Annotated in this window: 23 protein-coding genes and 1 pseudogene; 5 read left to right on the top strand and 19 right to left on the bottom strand. The window is 69.9% G+C overall.

The window, feature by feature from the left end:
* Positions 1-9: 9 nt before the first annotated feature.
* The 5 genes from CRP45_RS07505 to CRP45_RS07525 form a co-directional block, all read right to left on the bottom strand.
* A complete protein-coding gene (locus CRP45_RS07505) occupies positions 10-744 on the bottom strand; it encodes a hypothetical protein (RefSeq protein ID WP_143861366.1) in 735 nt (244 codons plus the stop codon).
* A 115-nt stretch (positions 745-859) separates the two neighbouring features.
* Positions 860-2,497, bottom strand: a complete 1,638-nt coding sequence (locus CRP45_RS07510) for an asparagine synthetase B family protein (RefSeq protein ID WP_097244325.1) — start codon at positions 2,495-2,497, stop codon at positions 860-862.
* A gap of 13 nt (positions 2,498-2,510) precedes the next feature.
* Positions 2,511-3,815: a nucleotide sugar dehydrogenase gene (locus tag CRP45_RS07515; protein WP_097244326.1), complete on the bottom strand. Its 1,305-nt coding sequence runs from the start codon at positions 3,813-3,815 to the stop codon at positions 2,511-2,513.
* Positions 3,816-3,818: 3 nt separating this feature from the next.
* Positions 3,819-5,561, bottom strand: a complete 1,743-nt coding sequence (gene asnB, locus CRP45_RS07520) for an asparagine synthase (glutamine-hydrolyzing) (protein ID WP_218841094.1) — start codon at positions 5,559-5,561, stop codon at positions 3,819-3,821.
* Positions 5,562-5,688: 127 nt separating this feature from the next.
* Entirely contained in the window at positions 5,689-6,504 is an 816-nt protein-coding gene (locus tag CRP45_RS07525) for a CorA family divalent cation transporter (RefSeq protein ID WP_097244327.1), read from the bottom strand.
* Between the two features lie 262 nt (positions 6,505-6,766).
* Here CRP45_RS07525 and CRP45_RS07530 point away from each other — a divergent pair, with 262 nt between their 5' ends.
* Positions 6,767-7,726 (top strand): Lrp/AsnC family transcriptional regulator, encoded by a 960-nt coding sequence (locus tag CRP45_RS07530; protein ID WP_097244328.1) that lies wholly within the window; start codon positions 6,767-6,769, stop codon positions 7,724-7,726.
* Here CRP45_RS07530 and CRP45_RS34490 read toward each other — a convergent pair.
* From CRP45_RS34490 to CRP45_RS07565, 8 genes and pseudogenes are all read right to left on the bottom strand, one after another.
* Positions 7,713-7,931 (bottom strand): hypothetical protein, encoded by a 219-nt coding sequence (locus CRP45_RS34490; RefSeq protein WP_245909962.1) that lies wholly within the window; start codon positions 7,929-7,931, stop codon positions 7,713-7,715. The genes CRP45_RS07530 and CRP45_RS34490 overlap by 14 nt on opposite strands.
* 121 nt (positions 7,932-8,052) lie before the next feature.
* Positions 8,053-8,589, bottom strand: a pseudogene (locus CRP45_RS35260) (VOC family protein); the annotation flags it as partial.
* Between the two features lie 117 nt (positions 8,590-8,706).
* Positions 8,707-9,066 carry a hypothetical protein gene (locus tag CRP45_RS07540; RefSeq protein WP_245909964.1) on the bottom strand — a complete coding sequence of 120 codons (360 nt, stop codon included), beginning with the start codon at positions 9,064-9,066 and terminating at the stop codon, positions 8,707-8,709.
* A gap of 139 nt (positions 9,067-9,205) precedes the next feature.
* Entirely contained in the window at positions 9,206-10,879 is a 1,674-nt protein-coding gene (locus CRP45_RS07545; protein ID WP_097244329.1) for a tetratricopeptide repeat protein, read from the bottom strand.
* Entirely contained in the window at positions 10,876-12,681 is a 1,806-nt protein-coding gene (locus tag CRP45_RS07550) for an ABC transporter permease family protein (RefSeq protein ID WP_097244330.1), read from the bottom strand. The genes CRP45_RS07545 and CRP45_RS07550 overlap by 4 nt, the downstream gene beginning before the upstream one ends.
* Positions 12,678-13,985, bottom strand: coding sequence for a type 2 periplasmic-binding domain-containing protein (locus CRP45_RS07555; protein WP_097244331.1), 1,308 nt, complete (start codon positions 13,983-13,985; stop codon positions 12,678-12,680). The genes CRP45_RS07550 and CRP45_RS07555 overlap by 4 nt, the downstream gene beginning before the upstream one ends.
* 168 nt (positions 13,986-14,153) lie before the next feature.
* Positions 14,154-15,416 (bottom strand): SPFH domain-containing protein, encoded by a 1,263-nt coding sequence (locus CRP45_RS07560; RefSeq protein ID WP_097244332.1) that lies wholly within the window; start codon positions 15,414-15,416, stop codon positions 14,154-14,156.
* Positions 15,416-15,847 (bottom strand): NfeD family protein, encoded by a 432-nt coding sequence (locus CRP45_RS07565; protein ID WP_067780904.1) that lies wholly within the window; start codon positions 15,845-15,847, stop codon positions 15,416-15,418. Before CRP45_RS07565 ends, CRP45_RS07560 begins: the two co-directional genes overlap by 1 nt.
* Before the next feature lie 51 nt (positions 15,848-15,898).
* On the opposite strand from CRP45_RS07565, the gene CRP45_RS07570 reads away from it, so the two are divergent.
* The 4 genes from CRP45_RS07570 (at position 15,899) to CRP45_RS07585 (ending at position 20,507) form a co-directional block, all read left to right on the top strand.
* Positions 15,899-16,723 (top strand): DUF3097 domain-containing protein, encoded by an 825-nt coding sequence (locus tag CRP45_RS07570; protein ID WP_097244333.1) that lies wholly within the window; start codon positions 15,899-15,901, stop codon positions 16,721-16,723.
* A gap of 130 nt (positions 16,724-16,853) precedes the next feature.
* Positions 16,854-17,666 carry a hypothetical protein gene (locus CRP45_RS07575; RefSeq protein ID WP_097244334.1) on the top strand — a complete coding sequence of 271 codons (813 nt, stop codon included), beginning with the start codon at positions 16,854-16,856 and terminating at the stop codon, positions 17,664-17,666.
* Between the two features lie 329 nt (positions 17,667-17,995).
* Entirely contained in the window at positions 17,996-19,270 is a 1,275-nt protein-coding gene (locus tag CRP45_RS07580; RefSeq protein ID WP_097244335.1) for a cytochrome P450 family protein, read from the top strand.
* A gap of 10 nt (positions 19,271-19,280) precedes the next feature.
* Positions 19,281-20,507: a cytochrome P450 family protein gene (locus CRP45_RS07585; RefSeq protein WP_097244336.1), complete on the top strand. Its 1,227-nt coding sequence runs from the start codon at positions 19,281-19,283 to the stop codon at positions 20,505-20,507.
* Between the two features lie 168 nt (positions 20,508-20,675).
* Here the strand turns inward: CRP45_RS07585 and CRP45_RS07590 are convergent, their stop codons facing one another.
* The 6 genes from CRP45_RS07590 to CRP45_RS07615 all read right to left on the bottom strand — a co-directional run bounded on the left by CRP45_RS07590 (position 20,676) and on the right by CRP45_RS07615 (position 26,127).
* Entirely contained in the window at positions 20,676-21,128 is a 453-nt protein-coding gene (locus tag CRP45_RS07590) for a hypothetical protein (RefSeq protein ID WP_097244337.1), read from the bottom strand.
* 201 nt (positions 21,129-21,329) lie between these two features.
* Entirely contained in the window at positions 21,330-22,394 is a 1,065-nt protein-coding gene (locus CRP45_RS07595; protein WP_097244338.1) for a ferrochelatase, read from the bottom strand.
* A 21-nt stretch (positions 22,395-22,415) separates the two neighbouring features.
* The gene (inhA, locus tag CRP45_RS07600; RefSeq protein ID WP_067780885.1) at positions 22,416-23,252 is read right to left on the bottom strand and encodes an NADH-dependent enoyl-ACP reductase InhA; all 837 of its coding nucleotides are present in this window, start codon (positions 23,250-23,252) and stop codon (positions 22,416-22,418) included.
* Between the two features lie 114 nt (positions 23,253-23,366).
* Positions 23,367-24,089 carry a 3-oxoacyl-ACP reductase FabG1 gene (gene fabG1, locus CRP45_RS07605; protein ID WP_084482554.1) on the bottom strand — a complete coding sequence of 241 codons (723 nt, stop codon included), beginning with the start codon at positions 24,087-24,089 and terminating at the stop codon, positions 23,367-23,369.
* A gap of 80 nt (positions 24,090-24,169) precedes the next feature.
* Complete coding sequence (locus CRP45_RS07610; protein WP_097244339.1) at positions 24,170-25,174, bottom strand: VWA domain-containing protein; 1,005 nt, start codon at positions 25,172-25,174, stop codon at positions 24,170-24,172.
* A complete protein-coding gene (locus CRP45_RS07615; RefSeq protein WP_097244340.1) occupies positions 25,171-26,127 on the bottom strand; it encodes a DUF58 domain-containing protein in 957 nt (318 codons plus the stop codon). Before CRP45_RS07615 ends, CRP45_RS07610 begins: the two co-directional genes overlap by 4 nt.
* Positions 26,128-26,135 lie beyond the last annotated feature (8 nt).

The raw sequence follows: 26,135 nt of genomic DNA on the forward strand, positions 1-26,135 counted from the left end.
CGAACGCCGCTATACCTCCTCGTATCCGATGATTCGAATATTGCTGTATTCGAGGCCATTCAATTCGCAGTGCACGACGACCAAGAAGTCCTTCTTGTCGCGGATCGAATTCCAGATGTCGTTTCCCTTCACCACCCGCTCCAGCAGCGCGAGGGTGGCGATCAGCGTGCCGAAAGCCCACACGCCGAACAGCGCCACGCACCGTTTGCCGGTCGGCGTTCGACTGACCGCGATGAATCCGTAGTCCTCGAGCAGTGAGCCGTTCTCGTCCGTGGTCACGTCGTAACTGATCGAGCCGTAGGACGCCACGTGCTCGGGATACTTGATCTGGAATTTCGGGAAGCAACGCCTGAGCAGGTTTCCGGTCAACCGGTTGACGCTCGGCCCGCCGATGAGAATCGTCAGGCCGTGGGTGTCCTGGTAGGCGTCCTGGGTGCTGATACTGATCCGGTTGCGCTTGCCGAGTCCGCGCCAGGCAAGGACCGCCTCGGCGATGGCGCCGCCCTCCGCCATCGGCATCACCCGGACGTTCGGCGGCATCTCCGCCTTCTCCTCGGTGCCGTAGATCGACAGCCAGCCCGCGTGGAAATCGGGGATCACTATCTGAATGTCCTGCCCCTCGGCCAGGACGTTCAGGTGTCCCGATTTGCGCCGTAGCCGCGTCGCATCGTAGAACCTCGTCACCCCGAACGTTGTGATCGCGACGATCAATCCCGACACGATGCTGAGTAGCCACGTAATCATCGAGCGTCGAATCCTGTCTCCAAGGGCCGCCATTCGGATGGTGCCAGTTCCCGTCCCGCGGTGTCCTCGGATTCACGGACTCGCACCGAAGTGGTCCGCGCCGCAGCGGCATCCACTAGGGTGCGCCATGCGGTCGCCGCGGAAGTGCGGACAGCCACGCGTCGAGAAAGCACAGCGCCCAGAGGATTCCGCTCTTGTCCGCTATTCCGCGCTCGTGCGAGTCGACAAGTGTGCGAACGAGTTTCGGGTCCAAGAGGTCGGTCGCCACCGGACTGGAGAGCAAGCTGTCGTGCAGGTGATCGCGCAGCGGGCCGCGGAACCATTCGGCGAACGGGATCCAGAATTTGTGCTTCTTGCGCTTCAATATCCGGTCGGGCAGATGCGGCGCGATACCGGCGCGCAGCATGGCCTTGCCATCGAGGGCCCGATACCGCTGGCCCGCGGGCATTTCCGCGACGAAGCGCATGACGCGCGGATCCGCGAACGGCAGCACACCGGTCGGTCCGGCGGCGCGGAAGACGTGATGGTCCTTGCGGTACACCCCCTCGGTCAACCAGGTCCGCCACTGGCCGAACAGCAATCGGTCCAGCGCGGAATGCGCACGGTGTTCCTCGTACAGTTCCCCCAGGATGTCGACGGCGAGTTCTTCCGGCACGCCAAGCGTCCGGTGCACGAGCGCACGGTCCTCCGCGCTGCCCAGTGCGATTTGGCCAAGGTAGAACCGCGCCAATTCCCGCGAGTCCTGGGGCAGGTCGACGAGGTGGATGTCGTCGTTCGGCGACATCGGGAACCCCATCACTTCGTCGCCGCCTTCGCCGGTGACGATGTGCGTGCACGACAGCTGCGCGGCCCGTTCGGCGATCACCTGCGTGGCGACGATCGCCTGGTCGGCGTTCGGGCTGTCGAAGCCGCGCACCAGATCCGGCAGGCGTTCGACGGTCTCGGGCCCGACCGGCACCACTACGTGCTCGAAGCCGAACCGCTCGGCCACGAGCGCGGCGTATTCGGATTCGTCGTATCCCGCCTCGCGGAACGAGGCCGTGAAAGCTCGCGGCCGACAGCCAAGCCTGGTCGCGAGCACGGTGGCGTTCGTGCTGGTGTCGATACCGCCGCTGAGCATCATGCCCAGCCGCTCGTGCGGCGCGGCGTGGCGGGCCAGCGACTCGGTGAGCAGGTCGAGCACCCTGGCCGCCAACTCCTCGGGCGCGGCAGCGCCCTCGGTCGACGGATCGGCCGGGCTGGGAAACGAGGTCTGTTGCCGCACCTGGCAGCCGGTTGCGCGCCTGGTGACCACCGCGCCCGGTGGCACCCGCCGCACTCCTTCGAAGATCGAGTAGGGAACGGGGACGTATTGGAACGTCAGATAGAGCGCCAAGCCTTCGCTGGACAACGTTGCGGTCCCCAGGTCGTAGGGGCGCGAGCCGTACCCGAAACCCGAGGCGCGGTAGCACGCGTTCCCGAATCCGCCGGGGTCGGCCACCAGGTGTGTCTCGCCGCGCGAACGATCGTGCACGACGGCGACGTACTGTCCGTCCTGCGCGGCCACGGCCGACATGCCGCGCTCGCGATACAGCGCGAGCAGCTCGGTCGCGCCGCCGCCCGAGCAGAGCCACCCGTCGAGAACGCACACCGCGTCGTCGGTCTCGTGCACGGTGTATTCCGCACCGTCGGCCGAGAGAACGATGTCGTCGACCTCGCGTCGCCAGCCGCCGTAGCCGCCGCCCTCGGAACGCGGTCGGACCAGAATCCCCATGGCGATATCCCTTCTACTTCGCGTCGACGCCGTGTTCCCGCGCCCCTTGACCACCGGCCCGGCCGACCCCGCGGTAGCGCAGTCCCGCCGCCGCGACCACGGACGGGTCGAGGGCGTTCTTGGCGTCGACGACAAGACAATCCGGCCGCGCCAGCTGCGCCACCGCGGTCCAGTCGAGGGCGAGAACCTCAGGGAACTCGGTCAGCACGATGACGACGGCGGCGTCCAGCACCGCTTCCTTGAGGCCGATGGTCCGCCGGACTCCGGGGAACAGCTCGGCGAAAGCCGCCGCGCTCAAGATCGGATCCCAGACCCGGACGTCCGCCGCGACGGCCGCAAGCGCGGGTACCACGGTCCGGCTCGGCGCTTCGCGCATATCGTCACTGCCGGGTTCGTAGAGCAGTCCGAGGACGGCGACCTCCGGCGGCGACGCGGCCGCCGCCGTCTCGCGTGCGACGATCTCGACCGGCAACCGCAGCTGTCGGTCGTTGACCTCGGCGACCGATTCGAGCAGCGTCATGGGCCGGCCGGAACGCCGGGCGAAACGGGTCAGCGCGGTGGTGTCCTTGGCGAGGCAGGAATCCCCGTAGCCGACGCCAGGACGCCAAAACCCTTGTCCCATGCGCGGATCCAGCGATACGCCGTCGATCACCGCGTCCACGTCGATGCCGTGGTCGTCGCAGAAGTTGGCGATCTCGTTGGCGAAGCTGATCTTCGTCGCGAGGAAGGCGTTGCTGGCGTACTTCACCGCTTCGGCCTCGGTCGGGCCGACGACCAGCCGCGGCGCCGTCTTGTCGTGGTACAGCGCTCCGAGCAGGGGCAGCAGTTCCCGGTTCCACAGGCCGAGCACGATGCGGTCGGGTGCGTGCCAATCGGCGAGGGCGCGACCCTGGTTCAGGAATTCGGGATTGTGCGCGTAGCGGGGGCGCAGCGCGGGAAACCGCGTCACCCATCGCTCGCTGGTTCCCGGCGGGATCGTGCTCTTCACGACGACGAGGTCAGGAAGCGTCCTGGCCGCCAGCGTTTCCGCGAGCACGGCCTCCACGTGGCGCAGATCGATCGCGCCGCTGTGGTCCAGCGGCGCGGAGACCGCGATGATCACGGCTCGCACCGGAACGTCCAGCACTTGCCGGAATGTCGCCGTCGTGGTGAGCAGGGCTTCGGCGACGTCCGGCTCGTGGAACGGGCAGCGCCGGTCGCGCAACAGGGCGACGCGGCTCTCGTCGTGATCGATGCCGAGGACGTCGTGTCCCGACTCCGCCAGTCCGAGCGCCGCCGTCAGCCCGACGTAGCCCATGCCGACCACTGCCACCTGCATCGATCATCTCCTCGCGCGAGCGACGTTGTGCCGACACCACATTTCGAGCATCAAGGCCTTGAACGAGAACGGGGAGCCCGCGCCGGGTGGGAAGTCGGCGACCGACAGTCGGCGGGCCGCCGCTTCGGTCAGGATGCCGCGGCGCACCAACTCGCCGCCGGGCAGCAGGTCGCCGTAGCTTCGCAGGTACGCGGCGTGCCACTCGCGCAGCGGCGGCGAGAAACCGCGCTTGGGTCGGTCGGCGACATGCGCGGGCAAGTACGCGTGCGCCACCTCCCTGAGCCGGTGCTTCGGCGGGTCCCGATGGTCCGGTCGAGTTCTGCGCAGGCCGACGACCGCCTCCACCAAGCGGTGGTCAACGAAGGGCAGGCGCAACTCGACGGAGTTGGCCATGCTGAGCCGGTCGCACTGGGCGATTCCGTTCTCCCGCAAATAGGTTCCGACGATCAGCCGGGTCAGATCGATGTCGGTGCGGTCGCCGGACAGCGCGAAACCGGTTGGCGCCGCGTCGCGCATCGCTTCGCCGAAGTACCGCGGCGCCACCCGCTCGGCCTCCCGGAAATCCGGATCGAGTTCGTAGAACACCAGATTCCCGTACGCCTCGCTGCGCGCGACGGCTTCGCGCACCCACCCGTAACCCCAGAACAGCTCGTCTGCGCCTTGACCCTGCACCATCACCCGCACGCCCGCCTCGGCCGCCGCGCGCATCACCGCGTGGTAACAGACGCCCGCGAAATCGGCGATCGGATCGTCCAGCGCCGCGACGACGAGCGGCAGATCGGCGGTCGCCCGCGCGGCGCCGATCTCGATCTCGTGGAACGGCATGCCGAGCGCGGCGGCCAACTCCCTGGCGTGGTGTCGCTCGTCGTTCGCCGGTCGTCCCGCGTAACCCACCGAGAACGCCCGCACCGGTGCGGCGCAGAACTTGGCCGCGAGCGCGGCCGCGACGCTCGAATCCAGGCCGCCGCTGAGCGATATGCCCAGCGGCTGATCCGTTCTGGTGACCAGCGGAGCGAGCTCGGCCAGGATCGCGCCGAGGGTATCGGCGCTCGACCCCTCGATCGGCTCCGCGTCCTCGAGCCGCCAGTAGGCGCGCGACCGCACCCGCCAGGGACGGGTGTCCACGGTGACGACGTGTCCGGCCGGGACTTTCCGTACGTCGCGCAGCATGCTCCGCGGCTCCGGCACGTACTCGAGGCGGAAGTAGTCGGCGACGCTTCCGTGATCGAGTTCGACCGGCACGCCCGCGGCCGTCAGCGCCTTCGCCTCGGAGGCGAACAACAGTCCGTCCGGCCGTTCCGTGTAATAGAGCGGCTTCTCCCCCATCCGGTCGCGGGCCAGGGTGAGCCGACCGATCCGTCCATCCCACAGGGCGAAGGCGAACATGCCGCGCAGGTGATCGACGGCGCGGTCGCCGTGCTCCTCGTAGAGGTGCAGGATGACTTCGCAATCACCGTCGGTGGTGAAGACATGACCGCGCCGCCGCAGGCCGTCGCGCAGCTCGGCGAAGTTGTAGATCTCCCCGTTCGCGATCAGGACCAGCTCGCCGTCGGCGCTGCGCAGCGGCTGCGCGGAGCCGCCGGGATCGATGATCGCCAGCCGGGTGCAGCCGAGAGTCACCGGGCCGTCGGCATACATCGCCGTGGCATCGGGTCCGCGATGGCGCAGCGCGCCTGTCGTCGTCTCGACGAGGTCGGCGCGCGACGAGGAGCCCGATCTGGCCAGGTGGCCACTGATTCCACACACGGCCCGCTCCGTTCTTCCCACCCGCGGGTCTGTCGAATACTACCCGGAGGCGCGTCGGCCATGGCCGGATCACGTTTTCGATTCGGCTGCGAGAGTGGGTTTTTCGGGGCGAGTGTCGGCGACCCGGTCAGGCGAGGGCAACGAGGTAGCAGAGCGCGAGCAGGGCGACGGAAAGGAGCGCGGCGGACAGGGCGAGGATCTTGACGGTTCGGGCTTGCCGCAACTCGAGGCGGATGAGCAGCGAGTGCTGGAGGTAGCGGGCCCGGTCGTGTTCGGCGACGGCGCGCTGGCGCACGTCCTCGATGTCGGCGAGCAGGTGGCCGATCGCGCCGCTCAGCTCCTCCGCGCGGTCGCCGTGCTCGGCGAGCAGGCGGCGGGTCGCGCGTGCGAGATCGCGCTGGGTCTCCCTGACCAGGGTGACGGCGTTCTCGGCGGCATCCAGGTCGGCGACCGCGGCGCGCAGGTCGGCGGCCTCGCGGACGCCGCCGTCGACGGCGGTGTCCAGCTCGCGAGCGAGCCCGTCCAGTCCCGACCGCGCGCGGCCGAGCACGCTCTCGGCGGACTCGTTCAGCGAGCGCAGCAGGGCGTAGAGCACGCCGTGCGGGGAACCGGCGAGGACGGGTCGGCGGCCCATCTCGGCGACGGCGCGGTCGAACGGCGCGAACGGTTCGGCGGATTGGGAGGTGACCACGAAATCGCCGCCGAGCGCGAAGACGATCGTCTCGCGCCGCACCGCGTCGCCGCGCAGGTAGGTCGCCGCCACCGGAAGATAGACGAAATCGCCCGCCTCCCAGATCCGTTCGAGACTACGGGCGAAGTCGATGCCGAGGCGTTCACGCAACACGGCCGCGGTGTCCTCGTCGGACGCCGACAGCGGGATCCAGTGCAGACCGAGCACTTCGGTGTCGAAGCGGTCGGTGGGCGTGCCGAGCGAGCTGGTCATCTCGCGCTCTCGATCGGCGTTCCGATAGTGACATCCGGCATCCGCCGCTCACCCCGCTTCGCTCGTCAGGCTGCTGTGTGGCGCGACACGCGCCACCGTCCATTAGTAACCCGCGTCTCGGGCCGCGTCAATCGAGGCGACTGTGCGGTTCCCCACGCTCCGGACGCGTATTCGCCGGGGCCGCACGTATTTTCGTGTGGCGGGCCGTCGCCGTTCGCCTCACACCCGACGAAGACCCGCCGCGCGGTCCTATTCTTGCCCCGTGAAGACGGACGCGCTCGACGCGGTCGACCTCGGACTGCTGCACGCACTCCAAGTGGATGGAAGGGCGCCGTTCAGCAGGATCGCGGAGGTCCTCGCCGTCTCCGATAGGACGGTCGCGCGGCGATTCGCGCGGCTGGCCGCCACCGGTGCGGTCCGGGTGACCGGCGTCGCCGACAGCGGACGCACCGGAACGGCGGAATGGGTTGTGCGCCTGCGGGTTCGGCCGCACCGCGCCGACGAGCTCGCGCACGCGCTTGCCGCGCGACCGGACACCGCGTGGGTGACGGTGCTGTCCAGCGGCGCCGAGATCGTCTGCGTCTTCCGCACCGCGGCCGCCGAACCCGCGCCGCTGCCCGCGCTGGCCAGGCATTCCGATGTCCTCGGCGTCGACGCGCAGCGGCTGATCCGTCATCTCACGCGCAGGCGCTGGCACGGCCGCACGTCCGCGCTGGATGCCGATCAGATCTCCGCACTCCGCGCCGACCTGCCGGTTCGCGGCGGGCCGATCGCGTTGACCGACCTGGATCGACGCATGCTGCCGCGATTGGCCGCCGACGGGCGGGCGAGCTATCCGGGTCTGGCCGGTGCGCTCGGCTGGTCGGAATCCGCGGTGCGGCGCAGGCTGGACGAATTGCGTCGGGCGCGCGTGCTCCGGTTCGACGTCGAGGTGGACGCCGCGCTGCTCGGCTACGCGTTCCAGTGCGTACTGTGGCTGACGGTGACACCACGGCATCTCGCCGCGGTCGGCGCGGCGCTGACCGAGGATCCGGAGATCGCGTTCGCGGGCGCGACCACCGGACCACACAACCTCATCGCCGTGGCGATCTGCCGCGACGCGGACGCGGTGTTCGACTACGTCGTCGAGCGGGTGGGCGCGCTGCCGGGCGTGGAACGGCTGGACACCGCCCCGGTCACCCGATACGCCAAGCGCGCGGCACCCGCCCTCACCGCGCGGTGAAGAACAGACCGGCTCCGTAGGCGTCGCGGCCGGACACGAAGAATCCGCCCGCGGTGGTGCGGGTGGGGATGCCGCCGCGCTCCACAAGCTCGCGCGCCGCGGCTACGTCCTCGACGCGGATCGTCATCGCGGCCAGATAGGAAGGGGCCGGGGCGGATTCGCCGGGCAGCAGGTCGGGGGCGTCGGCTGCGCGCACCAGCTCCAAGCGCACGTCCTTGTGTTCGAGGATCGCGAGCGGGCCCCTCGTCGCTCCAGCCTGCGCCGAGCAGGTCGGCGTATCGCCTTGCGATACCGTCGAATTCGTCGCCGTCGGCCACGATCAGCACCGCTGCGATGCCGCGCGCGCCGTTCGGATGCGACAGGTATCGCGGCTGGTGCACGTACTCGCGGGTGAGGTGTTGGGCGAGGCCGAGGTAGCCCTCGGGCGTGGTGCGCGGGTCGAGGTGGACGGCGCGAGCCCGGACCGTGCGCGCTCCCTCGACGGTGTCGACGCCGCGCTCGAGGTCGAGCACGCCGGAGGTTCGCATGCCGAGCGCCGCGAGGCGCGCGTGCGTGGCGGCCGCGTCGTCGGTGTCGAGATTCAGGATGCGGAAGCCTTCGTACTGATCCGCCATCGCCTTGGTGTGCCAGGGGTCCGGCGCGGATTCGTCGACGATGCCGAGCAATTCGATATAGGACCCGCCGAACAAGGCGCACAGATTCGCCGTGCATCCCGCCCGCGGCGCCTCGCCCGGCTGGGCGCTCAGCAGGTGCCGTGATCGCGGGCTGAGGGTGAAACCCAAGGCTCGGTAGACGCGTTCGAGGCCGTCCAGGTCGCGGGTGAGGATGCCGGTGTGGTGAATGGCGGTGATGTCGTCGCTCATGGGTTCAGCCTGCGGATCCGCACCGCCGAGCGCTCGTGGACCGCGACGGCACGCCGGATTCCGACGCGGATTCGGCGGACGCGGACGGATTCCGGCACTCGGCCTGACCCGCGATGGTCACCGATCCGGGTCGAGCAGCGGTCGCAGCGCCTCGGTGCGCACGGCCGCGCCGTCGAGGAACTGCGCCTGGGTGAGTTCCAGTCTGCCGGTGACCAAATCCATGGCCAGGCGCAGAACCTCGCGCTCGGTCGGCGCGACGACCTGCGACTGTTCGAGCCGCGAGCCCCGCTCGACCCGAACGCGGCAGCGCCATCCGGCACGTCCGGGGAACTGCACCGGACGGCCGATCACCACCGACACCCGCACGCCGTCCCGGTCGAACTCCTTCGTCGCGAGATCGTCGGCACGCAGTGCGGGCAATGACTCGGCTACAGGCCGGTTCTGCATTCCGATCTCCCGGTAAAAGCTCGTATCCATCAGAGGAATCGCGTGAACGACTGGCTGAACCGTAGCCCGGCGGATCCATAACCGCAACTTTTCAGCAAACATTCTGAATCCGCAGGTCAGCCGCGCCCGACGACGCCGCGGGCCGTCACCTTCCGGGCGAGCAGGCGGTTCAGTGGCTCGGCACGTTCTCCTCGAGCGGCAGCGGCCACCGGTCGATGTCCTGGCGCGGCGAAACACCGCACGCCAGGAGCGCTCGCGCCCGATAGTGATTCGCCACCCGCGCGCCCGGATACAGCGCCTTGGCCTCGGCCAGCCAGCCGGTCGCCTGTTCGACCGCGTGGCCGGGTGGGAGGGCGGGGTCGTGGCCGAGCACGTCGTCGGCGCAGTGCGGATCGGCGATCACGGCGGCGGCGAGATGTTGGAGGCAGCGGGCGATTCCGTGATCGTCACGCAGCGCGCGGTACGCGGTGAGCGAGAGCCGCCAGCAGCGCAGCGCGCGGACGGCCTCGCCGCGGGCCCACCAGACGTGGCCGAGGATCTCGTGCATGTGGGCGCGGCCGTCCGGGTCGCGGCCCTGCCTGGTCAGCGCCTCGGCCAGCTCCAAGCGGTCCTGCGCGTCGTCGAGCAGACCTTGACGCAGCAGCACGACGCCGAGATTGATCAGTGCGCAGACCTCGCCGGGGATGTCCTCGCGCGGAAGCAACCACCAGACCCGCTCGAGTCGCCTGCGCGCCTGCTCGAGGTCCTCGGCGGACGTCGCCGACGGATCCGCCAGCGTCTCGAGCGCCTTCGCGTGCTCGTAACGCGCCGTCAGGTCGGCGTAGCGACCGCGGTCGCCGCTGCGGCGCGGTGGTGGGGCCTGCGGATCCGCGCGTACCAGGACCTGTGCTCCGTGGGCGCCGAGCGCGTCCAGATCGGGCAGCGCGGAGAGCTTCTCGGCGAGTTCTCTGTCGTGCCCGCCGGTCCGTGCGTGCCAGACGTCGAGCGCGTCACCGATGCGAATCAGGCTGGGCACCGCGGTTCTCGGCAGCCGAGCGCCGAGCGACGCGCATTCGGTCACCAATCGCCGCAGGAACGGTTCCTCGGCCTCGAACCAGCCGCGCCCCGCTGCGGCGAAACGCGGCGTCCCGAGCCCGATCGACCACCGTTCGGCACGGTCGGCGTGATGCCGTACGAGCGTGGTGATCGCGGCGCTCCACCGAAGCCGGGCCCTGTCGTCGGCCGCGCTGGACGTACCGGGCACCGCGACGACCCAGTACTGCTGCACTCCCGACCGCGGCACTCCGGCCACCTCGACGAAGCGCTTCTCGATCAGCTCGGTGAGCAGCAATGGGGCGGTCGTCCGCGGCGGCGCTCCGTCGGACGGGTCGCGCGCAGGCGCGTCCAGGATCGCCGTGAGCACCGCCAGCACCGCGGCCGCGCTGTATTCGCGCACCGGCAACGCGCCGAGCACCGCCGCCTCCTCGTGGGTGGCGTCGGACACCGCCGTCAGCGGCGGCGCCGGTGCGGTCGGGTTGGCGCCGATCGGCGTCCGCGCGTCGTCGAAGTCGCTGAGCAGTTCCAGTTCCCTTGCGGTGTGCGGGCTTTCGCGGAGCCTGCGCCGTTCGGCCCGCAGCCACCGACCGACCAGGAGCAGCACGGCGAGCAACGCGACCACCAGCAGACCCACGGAGAGCAGCACGCCGACACCGCGCTCCAGAAACAGGCTGGACACGATGTTGATGACCAGTCCGAGCAGCACGGCCGCGGCCAACGCACCACCGCCGAACCGGAAACGCAGCAGGGCAGGTGGCGGCGCGGCGATCCCTGGCGACGGCGGCGGCGCGCCGTCCGGTCCGATCATCGCAACGCTCCCCCGGTCAGCCCCGGCACCAGGAATCGACGCCAGGTCGCGAGCAACAACGCGACCGGGACGATGGCGAAGACCAGCGCCCCGGCGGCCAGCTGCGGCAGGTTCTCCTCGTACTGGCGGGCCTCGCCCCACAGCAGCAGCGACCACGGGCTCGCGCCCGCGCCGCTGATCATCAGGCTGACGAAGAAGTCGTTCCACACCAGAACGAACTCCAGCACCGCCGCGGTGACCACGGCGCGCCCCGCCCCGTCCCACAGTCGTCGCGCCACGGCGCCGGGCCTGGCCAGCCCGTGCAGCGGGGCCGAACCCGGGTTCTCCTCGGCCGCCCGCATCGCACCGCGCAGGATCAGCACACTGACCGGCAGCCCCGCGGCACCGTGGACCAGCATCAGCGGGTACTGCGTCGCCGACAGCTCCAACGCTTCGCTCACCTCGTCGATCGGGCCGAGATACATCTGGGCGGGCAGCACGGCGAGCGCAACCAGCACGGCCATGACCAGACGAACGCGCACCGTGTCCGACGGCGTCGCCGCCAGCCACCGCGCGACCGGCAGCGCGGCCGAGACCGCCAGCACGGTCGCGACCGTCGCCACCAGGGCGGTCACTCCCAAAGTCGAGGGCAGACCGGCCTCCCAGACCCGGCCGATCGCGGGCCAGCCGAAACCATCCGGCCCGCGCATCGAGACCCCGGCCAGCATCAGCAGCGGAGCGACGGAGACGAAACCCATCAGCACCGCGAAACCGACGACGAGCCTGCCCGGCCGCCGCGCGGCCTGCGGTTCGTGCGAGCGCGGGCGCAGCGGCAAGCGAAGCTCGCGCGGACCGCCGGTCTTGCCGAGCGCGAAGGCGCAGACGCCGACCAGGACGGCCAACGGTACCGAGTAGATCGCGACCTCGGCCGCGGTGCTGTCGGTGGTCGCCAGCCGCCACCAGCGCACCGTCGCGCTGTCGGTGTCGTACTGGTAGGCGGCGGGGATGCCGATGAGGATGACATCGAACACCCTGGCCGCCGCGACGACCGCGGCGATCCCGGCGATCAGTACCACCGGGTGCACGAGTCGCACTCCGCGCCAGGCCATCCACACGAAACGGAAGCGACCGGTGGGGCCGTTGAGATAGCCCCACCGCACGGAATCGGTCTCGATCGCCCGAAGGCCAGCGGAGAACATGCCGGTGAGGAAGCCGAACCAAGTCCACCAGAACGCCATCAGCGGCATCCAGCGGTAACCGGTCTGGAACGTGGCGACATCGCCCTCGGGGACCGCCGCGTCGAACATGACCCGGAACGCCAGGCCCGAGACGAAGGCAGCGACGCCGAACGGCAAGACCAGCGGCAGCCACAGCCACCGCACGCCGCGACTCCACCACGCGGTGAACAGCGCGGCCGCCATGAGCGCGAATCCGCCGAGCACGAAGAGCATCGTCCGTCCGTAGACGGCCAGGGTGTCCCCGCTCGCGGCGACCACGAACAGCAGCGGTCCGGACAACAGCAGAACAACGGCGACGACCATCGCGACGACCCGCGGCGTCCCGGACGGGAACAGTCGCGCCGCGATCAGGACCGTGGCGCCGACGAGGACGAGCGACAGCGGCGCACCGACCCGCATCCCGGCGTTCGCGACCGTCCAGCCCGAGGCGAGCAGCAGCAGCGCCGCGAGCAGCCACGCGGGCGCCACCCGCGCCCATCCCCAGCCGCGCCACGGCTGGCGTCCGCCGATCAACGCACCGCGCATGCGCCGGGTGGCGAGCTCGAGATGCAGTCCGTGGCTGAGGAATCCGGGTGGCGTCGTCATCGAGTCCTCGCCCGGTCGGCCAGCGCCGAGACCGCGTCGTTCACCGCGGGACCGATGGCGAACGAGTCACCGTCGACAGCGATCAGGAACTCGGTGAGTATGCGCCACAACCCGTTTCGTCCGCCGAGCGCTCCGATCTGGTCCGACAGGTCGAACACCACTTGGTCGCGCGGGCCGAATATCGCGGTGTCGCCGAGCCGTTCGGCCGACGGCCGCAGAAACGGCGAATACGCGGCGTCGGTCCGCGTGTTCGGCGCGAGGAAACCGTGGAAGCCGTTGATCCACGGCAGCGGAGCCGAGGGCGCGGCCAGCGCGGCGAGTACCCGTTTCGCGCCGTCGTCCGCCGACGGGGTGAGCACGAGGACGTCGCCGCCGAGGATGCGCGGGCGCGGTCCGCCGGGCGCGAGACCGGGAAACGCCGCCACCCCGACCACCTTCGCGGGGTTGCGTCCCGATCGCACGACGGCCTTGCGCACGACCGGCTCGGCGAAATCGGGCGCGACCACCATCACCGCTCGCCTGCGCTCGAACACCTCCCGGACGGCGTCGGAGAACTGCATGGTCAGGGCGGTGCCGAGCCCGCCTGCGAAGGCCGCTGGGTTCGCCGCCCACGAGCCGAGCAGGTGCAGGGCGGCACGCACCGCGTCCTTCTCCCACACCGCCGCCGCGCCGTGCGCGGCAAGCGCCGCATAGGTTTCCGGGTCGTGCGCGTAGAGCAGGTTCTCGAACAGATCGGTCAGCGCCCACCCGTCCGCCGCGGCCAGCGCCAGCAGCCGCCGGTCCGTCCCGGCGAGGAATTCGATGCGGTCGAGCCAGAAATCCAGCGTCCACAGCGCCGGGGTGCCGACCTCGCACTCGAGCGCCGACTCTCGGTCGAACCAGACCATAGACTTGTCGGCCGCCTTGAACGGCACGCCGTACGGACGTCCTTCGTGATAGAGCAGTTCCGCCCAGACCCCCGAATAGCAAGGCTTCTCGACCTCGTCGAGCCACAGCGATTCGGGAACGTCGCGCAGTACGCCGTCCTCGGCAAGCTCGCGCACTCGCCCCGCCTGCGGCAGCATGACCAGCTCCGGTGCCGACCGTCCGCCGGTCAGCGCCGTCTCGATCTCGTCGCCGAGCGGGATCGCGTCGACCGAGCCCGACAGGTGCAGCGCGTCGAGCACCGCGCGGAACGCCGCGAGCTCGGAACCGCTCCAGGACACGGCGATACGCGCCGCGCCCGGTGTGCCGAGCACACCCGTGCCACAGCCCGCCAGCGGCGCGACCAACGCCGCTAGCAGCAACGCCCTCCGTGTCAGCATGGTCCCCCGGATGTCCGTCCGCACACAGGCACGCACCGATTATCCGTGGTGCCGGACGTTTTCGGCCGAACACGCCGAAAACCGCGCTGCCCCCGATTCCTTGGGCCCACGCATCACGCGCACCGCCCCGCCGCTCGATGGTGAGCGACGGGGCGGTGCGCAACGATCTTACTGCCGGTAGTTCTCCGGCGGCTGCCACGGGCGGCCGTGCGGGTCGTCCGGGCGGTAGGCCGGGGGTTGCGGCGGCTGCTGTTGCGCGGGACCGGACTCGGTGGGCGGAACGACCTGCTGGTGCGGCGAGGGCTCGACAGAACGCTGCGGCGGGGTGGGCGTCAGACCCTCGACGGGCTGGCGCGCGGTGGCCTCCGCCGCGCGGACGGCACGTTCGATGGTGGGATCCGAGGCGGTGTCGAACCAGTCGGCGACATCGGAATCGTCCTCGACCTTGGGCGGCGCCGAGTCGTCGGCGGGCGGCTCGTAGCGGAAGACGCCGTCCTCACCTTGCGAGCCGAAGCTCTTGGCGAAGCCTTCCAGCGCCTTGCCGAAATCGCTCGGCACCAGCCACACCTTGTTGGCGTCGCCGCGGGCCACCATCGGCAGCGTCTGCATGTACTGGTAGGCAAGCAGTTCCGGCGTCGGCTTGCCGGATTTGATTGCGGCGAAGACCTTTTCGATCGCCTTCGCCTGGCCCTGGGCTTGCAGGTAGGCGGCGGCGCGCTCACCCTGGGCGCGCAGGATGCGGCTCTGCCGTTCACCTTCGGCGCCGAGGATGGCGGACTGCTTGGCGCCCTCGGCGGCCAGGATCTGCGCCTGCTTGGCGCCCTCGGCCGTCTTGATCTGCGACTCGCGGGTGCCTTCCGCGGTGAGGATCATCGCACGCTTCTCGCGGTCGGCCTTCATCTGCTTCTCCATCGACTCCTGAATCGACGGCGGCGGATCGATGGCCTTGAGCTCGACGCGCGCCACGCGCAGGCCCCAGCGTCCGGTGGCCTCGTCGAGCACACCGCGCAGCTGGTTGTTGATCTGGTCACGGGAGGTCAGCGTCTCCTCCAGCGTCATGCCGCCGACCACGTTGCGCAGCGTGGTGACGGTGAGCTGCTCGACAGCGGCGATGTAGTTGCTGATCTCGTAGACCGCGGCCTGCGGGCTGGTGACCTGGAAATACACCACCGAGTCGATCTGCAACGTCAGGTTGTCCTGGGTGATCACCGGCTGCGGTGGGAAGGACACCACGCGCTCGCGCAGGTCCACCTTGGCGCGGATCCGGTCGGCGAACGGCACCAGGAACGTCAGCTGGCCCGATACCGTCCGCGAGTACCTGCCGAGCCGTTCGATGACCGCCGCCTCGGCCTGTGGCACCAGCGCGATCGATTTGAACACCACCACCACGACCAAAAGGACGAGCACGGCGGCGACGATCAATACAGCCATTACGGCCCCTTCCAGACGACGGCCGTCGCGCCGTCGATCTTCATGACGTACACGGTCGCGCCCGGCTCGTACACCTCGTCCGGGTTCATCGGCCGCGCGGTCCACACCTCGCCGCCCAGCTTCACCCGGCCGGAATGGGCGGCTACTTCCTCCAGCACCAGGGCCGACTTCCCCGGCAGCGCATCGACATTCGTCGGAATCGGCGGCGGCGTGCCGAACCTGCGGCGCAGCACCGGCCGCACCCCGAGCATCAGCACCGCGGTGATCACCGCGAAGACCACCGCGTCCACCACCAGCGAGGTGTCCGCCGCGACGCTCACCCCCGCCGTACCGAGGGCCGCGACGCCGATCATCAGCAGCGTGAGGTCCCCGGTGAGCATCTCTGCGGCCACGAGCAGAATGCCCGCGACCAGCCAAGCTATTGCGGCCACGCAACCCACTCTAACCGCAAGATCGGTTCGAGACCCGGTAGTTTCGGGCGCGTGGGTACGCGCGACAGGTACGGCGACATCTTCGCCGGGCACGAGAGAACCAAGAAGCGGGCGGTGCCGAAGGTGACCGCCGAACGCGACCTCGTGGTGGAGGACGCGGCAAGCGGATTCTGCGGCGCCGTGGTCGGATTCGATCGCAGCTACGACGGCGAGTTCGTCAAGCTGGAGGACGCGCGCGGTGCGGTGCGGCTGTTCGCGATGCGGGAGGCGGCCTTCCTCATCGACGGTGAGCCGGTCACCCTGGTGCGCCCCGCGGTCGCCGCGCCGAAGCAGCCGACCAGGTCAGCCTCCGGCTCCACCCGGGTGGCGGGCTTGCGCGCCCAGGTCGCCAAGGCCAGCCGGATCTGGGTGGAAGGTGTGCACGACGCCGCCCTGGTGGAGCGGGTGTGGGGCCACGATCTGCGGGTCGAGGGCGTGGTGGTCGAGCACCTGGAAGGGTTGGACAATCTGGCCGCGCGGCTGGCCGAGTTCGAGCCCTGTCCCGGCCGCCGGGTCGGCGTGCTGGTCGACCACCTGGTCACCGGCTCCAAGGAAACCCAGCTCACCACCGGTCTCGGCCCGTACGTGCTGGTGACAGGGCACCCGTTCATCGATGTGTGGCAGGCCGTGCGTCCCGCGGCGGTGCGCATCGACGCCTGGCCCGAGGTGCCGCGCGGCGAGGATTGGAAGACCGGTGTCTGCCGTCGCCTCGGCTGGGGCACCCCGCAGGACGGGTGGCGCAGGGTCTACGACGCGGTCGAGTCCTTCCGCGATCTGGAGGCGCCGCTCATCGGCGCGGTCGAACGCCTGATCGACTTCGTCACCGAACCGGAGTAGCCCCGGCACCCGCCGCGCGACCGGTGGATGCGGTGCCGTCCCGCGGCCCCGAATCGGCGGGTGCGCGCAGCTCACGAGGGCTCGTGCGCCGATGCCCGCCGGTAGCCCGAAGCGTTTATGCTCGATAATTATGTGCTCTCCTAGTGCCACGCTGACGGTGTGGGCCGGCTCCTGGCTGGCCGGGTGCAGTGCGCCCGACGACGTCTTGGAGGCGCTGCACGCGTGGGCGCCGCGGCACACCATCGCGGCGGGCGACCCGATGACCGGCGCGCGCACCGACCTGCCGTGGTCATCGCGCACCACGCTGCCCGGATCCGGTGTCATGGCGCTGCTCAAGGTCATTCGCGAGGCCATGGCCCAGCCAGGCGCGCAGCTGCGCCTCGTGCTTCCGGTGCCCGGCGACGTGCGCGGACTACCGCCCGGCACCGTATTCAGCGCCGACGCCATCGAGGCCGAGGAGGGCTTGCTCGTCGGCGTGCCGGGTACCGAGGGCACCGGGCTGATCCCGCGGTGGCCCGACGACGACACGTTGCAATGGACGCTCTACAGCACCCCGATCCCGCCCGCCCCCGGCCCGGACATGTCGCTCGGCGAGGCCGAATACGCCATGCGCGAGGCCGTTCGCGACGCCGCCGACGCGCTCATGCAGTTGCACACCACCGCGGTCGGCGCAGGCGATTCCGATCCGCGCGAACTCATCGAGGCCGAACTCGCCGACTACGCAAGGCACGACTACCCGACCTCGATCCCGCTGCGTGCCAAGCGCATTCTCGACACCGCCGACCACGTGGCCGCGATACTGACGGTGGCGCAACGGGAACCGGCGTCCGCACCGACCTCCGCAAGCGCCATCGGCGCGCAGGAGACGCTGCTGCGCCCGCTGTGGGACGCGATCCGCGCGGCCCGGCTCGTCGCGGTGCACGCGGCCGCGCGCGGGAACTAGTTCGCACCGCCCCCACGAAACACGGTCGATCTCAGCGCCTTTCGCAGCGCCGCACACCCCGCGGTGAACAGGCCTTTTCGGACGCGCGTTACTTCCGTGTGCTAACCAATTTTCGCCACATCGACAGATGACCTCACACCCAACTGCTAACGTGGGCGAGTTGTCGAGTTCTGGACGCTTGGTCAGAGCTTGTCCGGATCGACGGTGGTCGCAGCCCAGATCGCCTGTCCGGCAGGCACTGTGCGGTGGCCCTGGTGAATCACGGTACGCCCCAGCCGAGTTCCGGCCCTCGACGCGGAGCTCATGTCCCTCGTCTGGAGTACCGTCTTTTGACCACGTCACAGTCCGCGGTCACCGCGCCGCACGCCACCGCCCCCGGAGTCTGCCCGGTCCAGCACGGATCCCCGATCGGCGCCGACGGCCCCCGGATCCCGTTGCACGCACCGGAATTCGCCGCCGACCCGCACGGCGCCTACGACGACATGCGCCGCAAGTACGGTTCGGTGGTCCCCATCGAACTGGCGCCGAACGTGCCCGCGACGCTGATCGTCGGGTACAGCACCGCACTGCGCATCCTCAACGACCCGGACCACTTCCCCGCCGACCCGCGGATGTGGCAGAAGGACATTCCGGACGACTGCCCCGTCAAACCGATGATGGAGTGGTACCCGAACGCGCTGCGCAACGCCGGTGCGGTGCACGCGCGCTACCGGCAGGCCTACGTCGCGAGCATCGACGGCATCGACCTACACGCGCTGCACGCCACCGTCGAGCAGATCGCCATCCCGCTGATCAACACCTTCTGCGAGGCGGGCTCGGCCGATCTGGTCACCCAGTACGCCTTCCCGCTCGTCTTCGAGGTGCTGAACCAGATGGTCGGCTGCTCGGCCGAGCTGGGCCAGCGCGTGGCGACCGGCATGGCGATGCTCTTCGACACCGTCGAGGCCGCGCGCGGCATGGAGATGCTCAGCGCCGCGCTGATGGAGCTGATCACGCTGCGGCGCGCGGAGCCGGGCGACGACGTCACCTCGCGACTGGCGCACCATCCCGCCAAGCTCGACGACGAGGAGATGCTCTGTCAGCTGATCAGCTTCTACGGCGCGGGAATCGAACCGCAGCAGAACCTGATCACCAACACGCTGCTGCTGATGCTCACCGACGACCGGTTCGGCGGACACGTGCTCGGCGGCAGCCTGTCCACCCGGGACGCGCTGGACGAGGTGCTGTTCAACGACCCGCCGATGGCGAACTTCTCCATCACCTACCCGCGCCAGCCGATCCTGATCGACAACACCTGGCTGCCCGCGCACCAGCCGGTCCTGATCAGCCTCGCCGGGAGCAACAACGATCCCGCCGTGCGCGGCGGTGACCGCACGGGCAACCGCTCGCACCTGGCGTGGGGCGCCGGACCGCACGCCTGCCCGGCGCGGTCGGTGGCGTACCTCGTGGTGCAGGACGCCATCGATCAGCTGCTCGACGCGCTGCCCGAGCTGGAGCTCGCCGTGCCCGCCACCGAATTGACCTGGCGGCCAGGGCCTTTCCACCGCGCCATGACGGCGCTACCGGTCGTCTTTCCCCCATCCCCTCCGTTGAATCTGGTGTAAGGAGCCACCGATGGAGTACGAACCGATAGTCCTGGATCTGACCGGCGCTGATATCCAGGGCGAGTCCGCACGGATCCGCGAGCGCGGTCCCGCCGCGCTGGTGGAGCTGCCCGGCGGCGTGCCCGCGTGGTCGGTGACCGACGCCGCCGTGCTCAAGAGCCTGCTGGCCGACCCTCGGGTCTCGAAGGACGCGCGGCAGCACTGGTCCGCGTTCATCAACGGCGAGATCACCGAGGCGTGGCCGCTGCACCCGTGGGTGGCCGTCGACAACATGTTCACCGCCTACGGCCCGGACCACCGCCGCCTGCGCAAACTGGTCGCGCCCGCGTTCACCCATCGGCGCACCGCGGCCCTGCGACCGCGGATCGAGGAGATCACCACCCAGCTGCTCGACGCCCTCGCCGCCACCCCGCGCGGCGAATCCGCCGATCTGCGTGAGGGTTTCGCCTACCCGGTGCCGATTCAGGTGATCACCGAGCTGCTCGGGGTTCCGGAGTTCCTCGGCCCCGGGCTGCGCAAGTGCGTCGACGGATTCTTCGACACCTCGCTCGGTCCCGACGAAGGTGTGGCGAACTACATGGAGATGTACGGGCTCGTCAGCCAGCTGGTGGCGCACCGGAGGGACAACCCAGGTGACGACGTCACCAGCGTGCTGATCGCCACCCGCGACGAGGACGGCTCCCAGCTCACCGAGAAGGAACTCGTCGACACCCTGATGCTGGTGATCAACGCCGGGCACGAGACCACGGTCAACCTGCTCGACCAGGCGATCTTCGCGCTGCTCACGCACGAGAGCCAGCGCGCGGACGTCGTCGCGGGCCGGGTGCCGTGGTCGGACGTGGTGGAGGAGACGCTGCGCTACGAGTCGCCCGTCGCGCATCTGCCGTTGCGTTACGCGGTGGAGGACATCGGGATCGGCGACATCCGCATCCCGAAGGGTGAGGCGATCCTGGCGTCCTACGCCGCGGCGAGCCGCGACCCGAAGGTGCACGGCGCGACCACGAACGAGTTCGACGTGCGCCGAGCGAACAAGGAACACCTCGCGTTCGGCCACGGCGCGCACCACTGTCTCGGCGCTCCCCTTGCCCGGCTGGAAGCGGAGATCGCGCTGCCCGCGATCTTCCAGCGCTTCCCGGACATGCGGCTGGCCGTCGACCCGGCGGAGCTGCTGCCGGTGGGCAGCTTCGTCTCCAACGGGCATCGCACGCTGCCGGTGTATCTGGAAGCGGCGCAGTAGGTTTCGACCCGCTCGGGGTGGATTGGATTCACCCACCCCGAGCGCGGACTGCTCCCCCATCGAGAGGCGGGTTCCGAACGGACCCGCGAACCGCGAATCCTCTTGCCGGGCAGTCACATCGGACACCGATGAGCACGGCGTCACCGGCGCAGTCGCGCTGATTCCCTGTCAGTAGCGCGGTGGGTACTGCTGCTGGGCGTACGGCTGCTGCGGGTACGGCTGCTGTTGGTACTGCGGCGGATAGGGCTGCTGCGGATACGGCGGCGGATAGTGCGGCTGCTGCTGCGGGTACGGCGCCTGCTGATGCTGCTGCGCGTAGGGCGCCTGCCCGTAGTGCTGCTGGTGCCCGTACTGCTGCTGCGGGTACTGCGGCAGCTGCTGCGGTGGTGGCGGCGGCGGGGTTTCGGAGCTCTTCTTGCTGAAGTAGCGGATCACCAGCACCAGAACGACGATCACCACGATCGCGAGGATGATCCACATGACGTATTCGGAGACTTCGACATCGACGTCGCCGCCACTGCTGCCGCCCCCGCCGCGACGGGCTTCCAAGGAATCCGCCGCCGACATCCACACGGCGCCGTCCGCCAGGAGATCGGCGTTGGCGAGCAGATCTAGATACACGAAAGGGCCTCCCCGATACGAGTTACGGTCGGCCCTCCTCCCGAAGGCCGGGCTCCGATGCTACCGCAGGGGCTGAACCACACCGAAACCGGTGTGGGCCAGAGCCGTTTGCCGTCGCCGCCGCTCTAGGAAGACGCCTCGCACCCCCATCGCGCACCCGAATGCAGCCGCGGACAACGCGTTGTCGCCAGCGATCGAAACTCAGTTCCGCGCGGGCCGCCCGCCGCGGGCCGGTGCGCAGCAACCGATAGCGCACGGCTCCCCATTGCGGGTGCAGCCGTAACCCGGCACCGCACCGAGCCGGCGCGGTGCGACGCCGCCGATGTGCTCACCGATCAGCTCCGCCACCAGTCGCGCGAATCGCGGGTCGGCGCCGGGTGTGGCGGCGCGGGCGAAGGCCATGCCGAGTTCGGCGGCCTTGTCCTTGGCTTCGTTGTCGAGATCCCAGATGACCTCGAGGTGATCCGACACGAAACCGACGGGACAGACCACCACCGCCGCTACGCCCTTGCCGGACAGCTCCTCGAGATGGTCGACGATGTCGGGCTCCAGCCACGGCACCTGCGGCGGGCCCGAGCGCGACTGCCAGACCAGGTCGTAGTCGCCGAATCCGGTTGCGGCCGCGCACAACCGGGCCGCTTCCGCGACCTGGCGGCTGTACAGTCCACCGCCCTCGGCGGGCGGGCCCGCGGTGGCGTCGGCGGATACCGGGATCGAGTGCGCGGTGAACACCAAGCGGACCTCGTCGCGGCGCTCGGCGGGGATCTCTGCCACCGCGGCGCGGATCGCGTCGGCGAACGCCTCGATCAGCAGCGGGTGGTCGAAGTATTGGCGCAGCTTCACCAGTTCCGGCGCGTCGTCGCCGAATGCCGTTCGCGCCCTGACGATGTCCTCGTGGTACTGGAGGCAGCCGGAGTAGCCGCCCCAGGCGGAGGTCGGGAACACCAGCGCGGTGCGGACACCGTCGGCGGCCATCCGCGCGACGGTGTCCTCGACCATGGGATGCCAGTTGCGGTTGCCGAAGTACACCGGCAGTTCGATTCCGGCGGCGGCGAATTCGCGCTCGACCGCGGCGATGATGTCGCGGTTGAGCGCGTTGATCGGCGACACCCCGCCGAAGTGCAGGTAGTGCTGCGCGACCTCTTCGAGTCGCTCGCGCGGCACCCCGCGGCCCCGAGTGACGTTCTCCAGGAACGGCATCACGTCCTCGGGCCGCTCCGGGCCGCCGAAGGACAGCAGCAGCAGTGCGTCGACGGCCGGTGCCACGGCATCTCCTCCGTTACGAACTCAGTTGACGGGCATGTTCTCCGGGAACCAGGTGTTGTGGCTGGCGCCGCCGTCGACGTAGATGATCGAGCCGGTGGTGCCGGGCAGCCAATCCGAGAGCAGCGCGACGATCGACTTGGCGACCACGGTCGGGTCGTCGACGTCCCAGCCGATCGGCGACGCGCCGTCCCAGTAGGTGTTGAGCTGGTTCAGCTTGGCCGCGTCGTCGGTGGCGGTGCCCGCGATGGCCTTGGCGGCCAGGGTCTTGATCGGGCCCGCGGCGATCAGGTTGGAGCGGACCCGCTTGGCGACGCCGACCTCGCGGGCGACGTAGCGGTTCACCGACTCCAGCGCCGCCTTTGCCACGCCCATCCAGTTGTAGTACGGCATCGCGGTGCGCGGGTCGAAGTCCATGCCGACGATGGAGCCGCCTTCGTTCATGACGGGCAGCACCGCGCGGGCCAGCGAGGCGTAGCTCCACGCGGAGATCTCGAACGCCTTGGCGGCGTCGGGGCCGGGACCGTCCAGGAAAGGACGGGCCTCCGGACCCATCAGGGTGCGCGGCGCGAACGCGATCGAGTGCAGCACGCCGTCGATGCCCTCCGGCGCCAGCTCGCGCAGCTTGTCGGCCAGCCCGGCCAGATCCTCTTCGCTGGTGACGTCGAGCCCGATGGCGGGCGGGACCTCCTTGGGCAGCCGCTTCGCGATCCGGTCGATCAGCCGCAGCCGCTCCGGGATGCCGGTGATGACGACCTTCGCGCCCTGCTCCTGCGCGACCGCGGCCGCGTGGAACGCGATCGACGCGTCGGTGATGATGCCGGTGACCAGGATGGTCTTGCCTTCGAGCAGTCCGCCCATGAGTTCTCGGTTCTCCTGAAGTTGAAAGTCGAGTTGTCGCCCCGCCGCGCGCGGGACATCGTCCCGGCGCGCGGCGCCGCGGTGTTCGGGGCAGCGTGCCCGGGAACGAAAGTACTAGTGGCCCATGCCCATGCCGCCGTCGACCGGGATGACCGCGCCGTTGATGTAGGAGGCGTCGTCGGAGGCGAGGAAGCTGATCGCCGCGGCGACCTCTTCGGGCTGACCAGGACGGCCGGCGGGCACGCCGTACTTCAGGACCACCTCGCGCATCTCCTCGGTGACCTCCTCGCGCGTCATGTCGGTCTCGATGAAGCCGGGGGCGACCACGTTGGAGGTGATGTTGCGGGAACCGATCTCGCGGGTGATCGAACGCGCCATGCCGATCAGGCCGGACTTGGAGGCCGCGTAGTTGACCTGGCCCGGACCACCGCCGAGGCCGACCACCGAACCGAGGAAGATGATCCGGCCGAACTTGGCCCGCAGCATGGCGCGGTTGGCGCGCTTGGCGCAGCGCCACGCGCCGGTCAGGTTGGCGTCGATGACGCGGGTGAACTGCTCCTCGCTCATCCGCATGAGCAGCGTGTTGTCGACGATGCCCGCGTTGGCGACAAGCACCTCGACAGCGCCCTGATGCGCCTCGACCTCGGCGAACGCGGCGTCGACCGACGCGCTGTCGGTGACATCGCACTTCACGCCGAACAGCCCGTCCGGCGCCCCCGATCCGCGATGAGTGACGGCCACCTTGTGGCCGTCGGCTGCCAGGCGCTGCGCGACAGCGAGTCCGATGCCACGGTTGCCACCGGTCACCAGGACCGACCGGGATGTGATGTTCGACATAAGCATCAACCTATCTGTTCGGGTTCGTACGCCGGGCTCCGGGCACCGCAACCCTGTGCGATGCCACAGCGAGCGCGGCGCTACGGCAGGCGTTGACGATAGAGCAAGCCGGTAACGATGCCCGCGGCGACGACCAGCATGCCGAGCAGCAGCCACGGCCTGCTCGCGTCGCCGCGGGTCGTCTCGTAGCCGATTTGCTCTTCGAGGGTGTCGTAGACGGCGGTGAGTTCTTCGAGGCTGGAGGCGGTGTAGAACTCGCCGCCGGACAGCTGGGCGATCTCGCGCAACGAGTCGTTGTCGACGGGCACCTTGACCCGCTGCGAGCCCTGACCGTCCTGGTCCGGGATCTCCACCGAACCCCATTCGGTGCCGAAGGAGATCGTCGACACCGGAATGCCCTTGTTCTTGGCGAGGCGGGCGGCGGTGAACGCGTGCCTCGGATTGTCGACGTCCTTGTCGTCCGGCACGGTCTGCTTGCCGTCCGACATCAGCACGACCCGCGCGGGCGGCGGGGTCTCCGCTCCGCCGAGCACGGTGGCCAGGGTGTCGATGGATTGCAGGGCCGTCAGGATGCCCTCGCCGGTCGCGGTGCGCTCGGCCAGCTTGATGTTGTCGATGGCGGCCTTGACCGATTCCCGGTTGGTCGTCGGCGACACCATGACCGAGGCGGTGCCCGCGAAGGTGACGAAGCCGAGGTTGATGCCCTGGGTCAGTCCGTCGACGAATTCCTTGCCCGCTTCCTGGGCCACCTGGAGCCTGGTCGGCGGCACGTCGGTGGCCTCCATGGACAGCGAAACGTCCATCACGAGAACGACGGTCGCGCGGTTGCGCGGCACCTTCTTGACCGCCGTCGGCCCGGCAGCGGCGACGGTCAGGAACATCAGTCCGACCAGCATCAGCGCGATCGGCACGTGCCGGATCGGACTCGGCCGCGCAGGCGCGACCTTCTCCAGCAGTTCCATGTTGGTGAAGCGCAGCATCTGGCGGTGCCTGCTGCGCTGCACCAGCACGTAGCCGAGCGCGATCAGCACGACGACCGCGAGGAAACCGAGCCAGATCAGTGCGGTGAAATGCGAAATACTCACTGGCGCGGCACCCGCCCGGTCGGGGCGCCGAAGCTGTGACGCCGGGTGGAAACGAAACGGACCACGTCGGCGATCCAGTCCCGGTCGGTCCGCAGGGTGAGCACCGGCGCGCCGCAGCTGCGCAGCGCCTGCTCGACCTGCTCGCGGTGTCGCTGGGCGGCGGCCGCGAAATCGGTCCGCAGCGTGGGCGTCACGCTGAACTCGCGGGTGCGGCCGGTCTCCGGATCGTGCAGCACCACGTCGCCGACGTCGGGCAGCTCCAGATCGCGCGGGTCGAGCACCTCGACCGCGAGCAGATCGTGCCGCGCGGAGATCGCGCGCAGCGAACGCTGCCAATCGATCTCGCCGAGGAAGTCGGAGATGATCACCGCGAGACCGCGTTTGCGCTGCGGGCGGCGCAGCGACTCGATGGCGCCGCGCAGATCGCCGCGCACACCGTCGCGGGCGTGCGGGGTGGTCGCCACGCCGCGCAGCAGCGACTGGGCGTGAATCCGCCCGCTGCGCGCGGGAATTCGCACCAACTGCTCGCCGGTGGCGACGACCGCGCCGATCCGGTTGCCGCCGCCGCTGGTGAGGTGGGTGATCGCCGCGGCGGCCGCGATCGCCAGATCGCGCTTCTGGCAGGCAGCCGTGCCGAAGTCGAGGCTGGCCGAGAGGTCGACGACCATCCAGGTCTCCAGCTCGCGATCGGCGATCATCTGCCGCACGTGCGGATGCGTGGTGCGGGCGGTGACCGACCAATCCATCTGGCGCACATCGTCACCCGGCTGGTACATCCTGGATTCGCCGGGCTCGGAGCCCGGTCCGGGAATGAGGCCGAGGTGGTCGCCGTGCAGCACGCCGTCCAGGCGCCTGCGCACGGTCAGCTCCAGGGTTCTCAGCGCCGCCGAGAGCCGCGGGTCGGTCAGTTCTCCGGCCCGGAACGACGGCGGTGCGTGCGATGACGTTGTCACTCGGGAAA

Origin of the sequence: Nocardia amikacinitolerans (assembly GCF_900215415.1) — a bacterium.
GTDB classification, from domain to species: Bacteria; Actinomycetota; Actinomycetes; order Mycobacteriales; family Mycobacteriaceae; genus Nocardia; species Nocardia amikacinitolerans.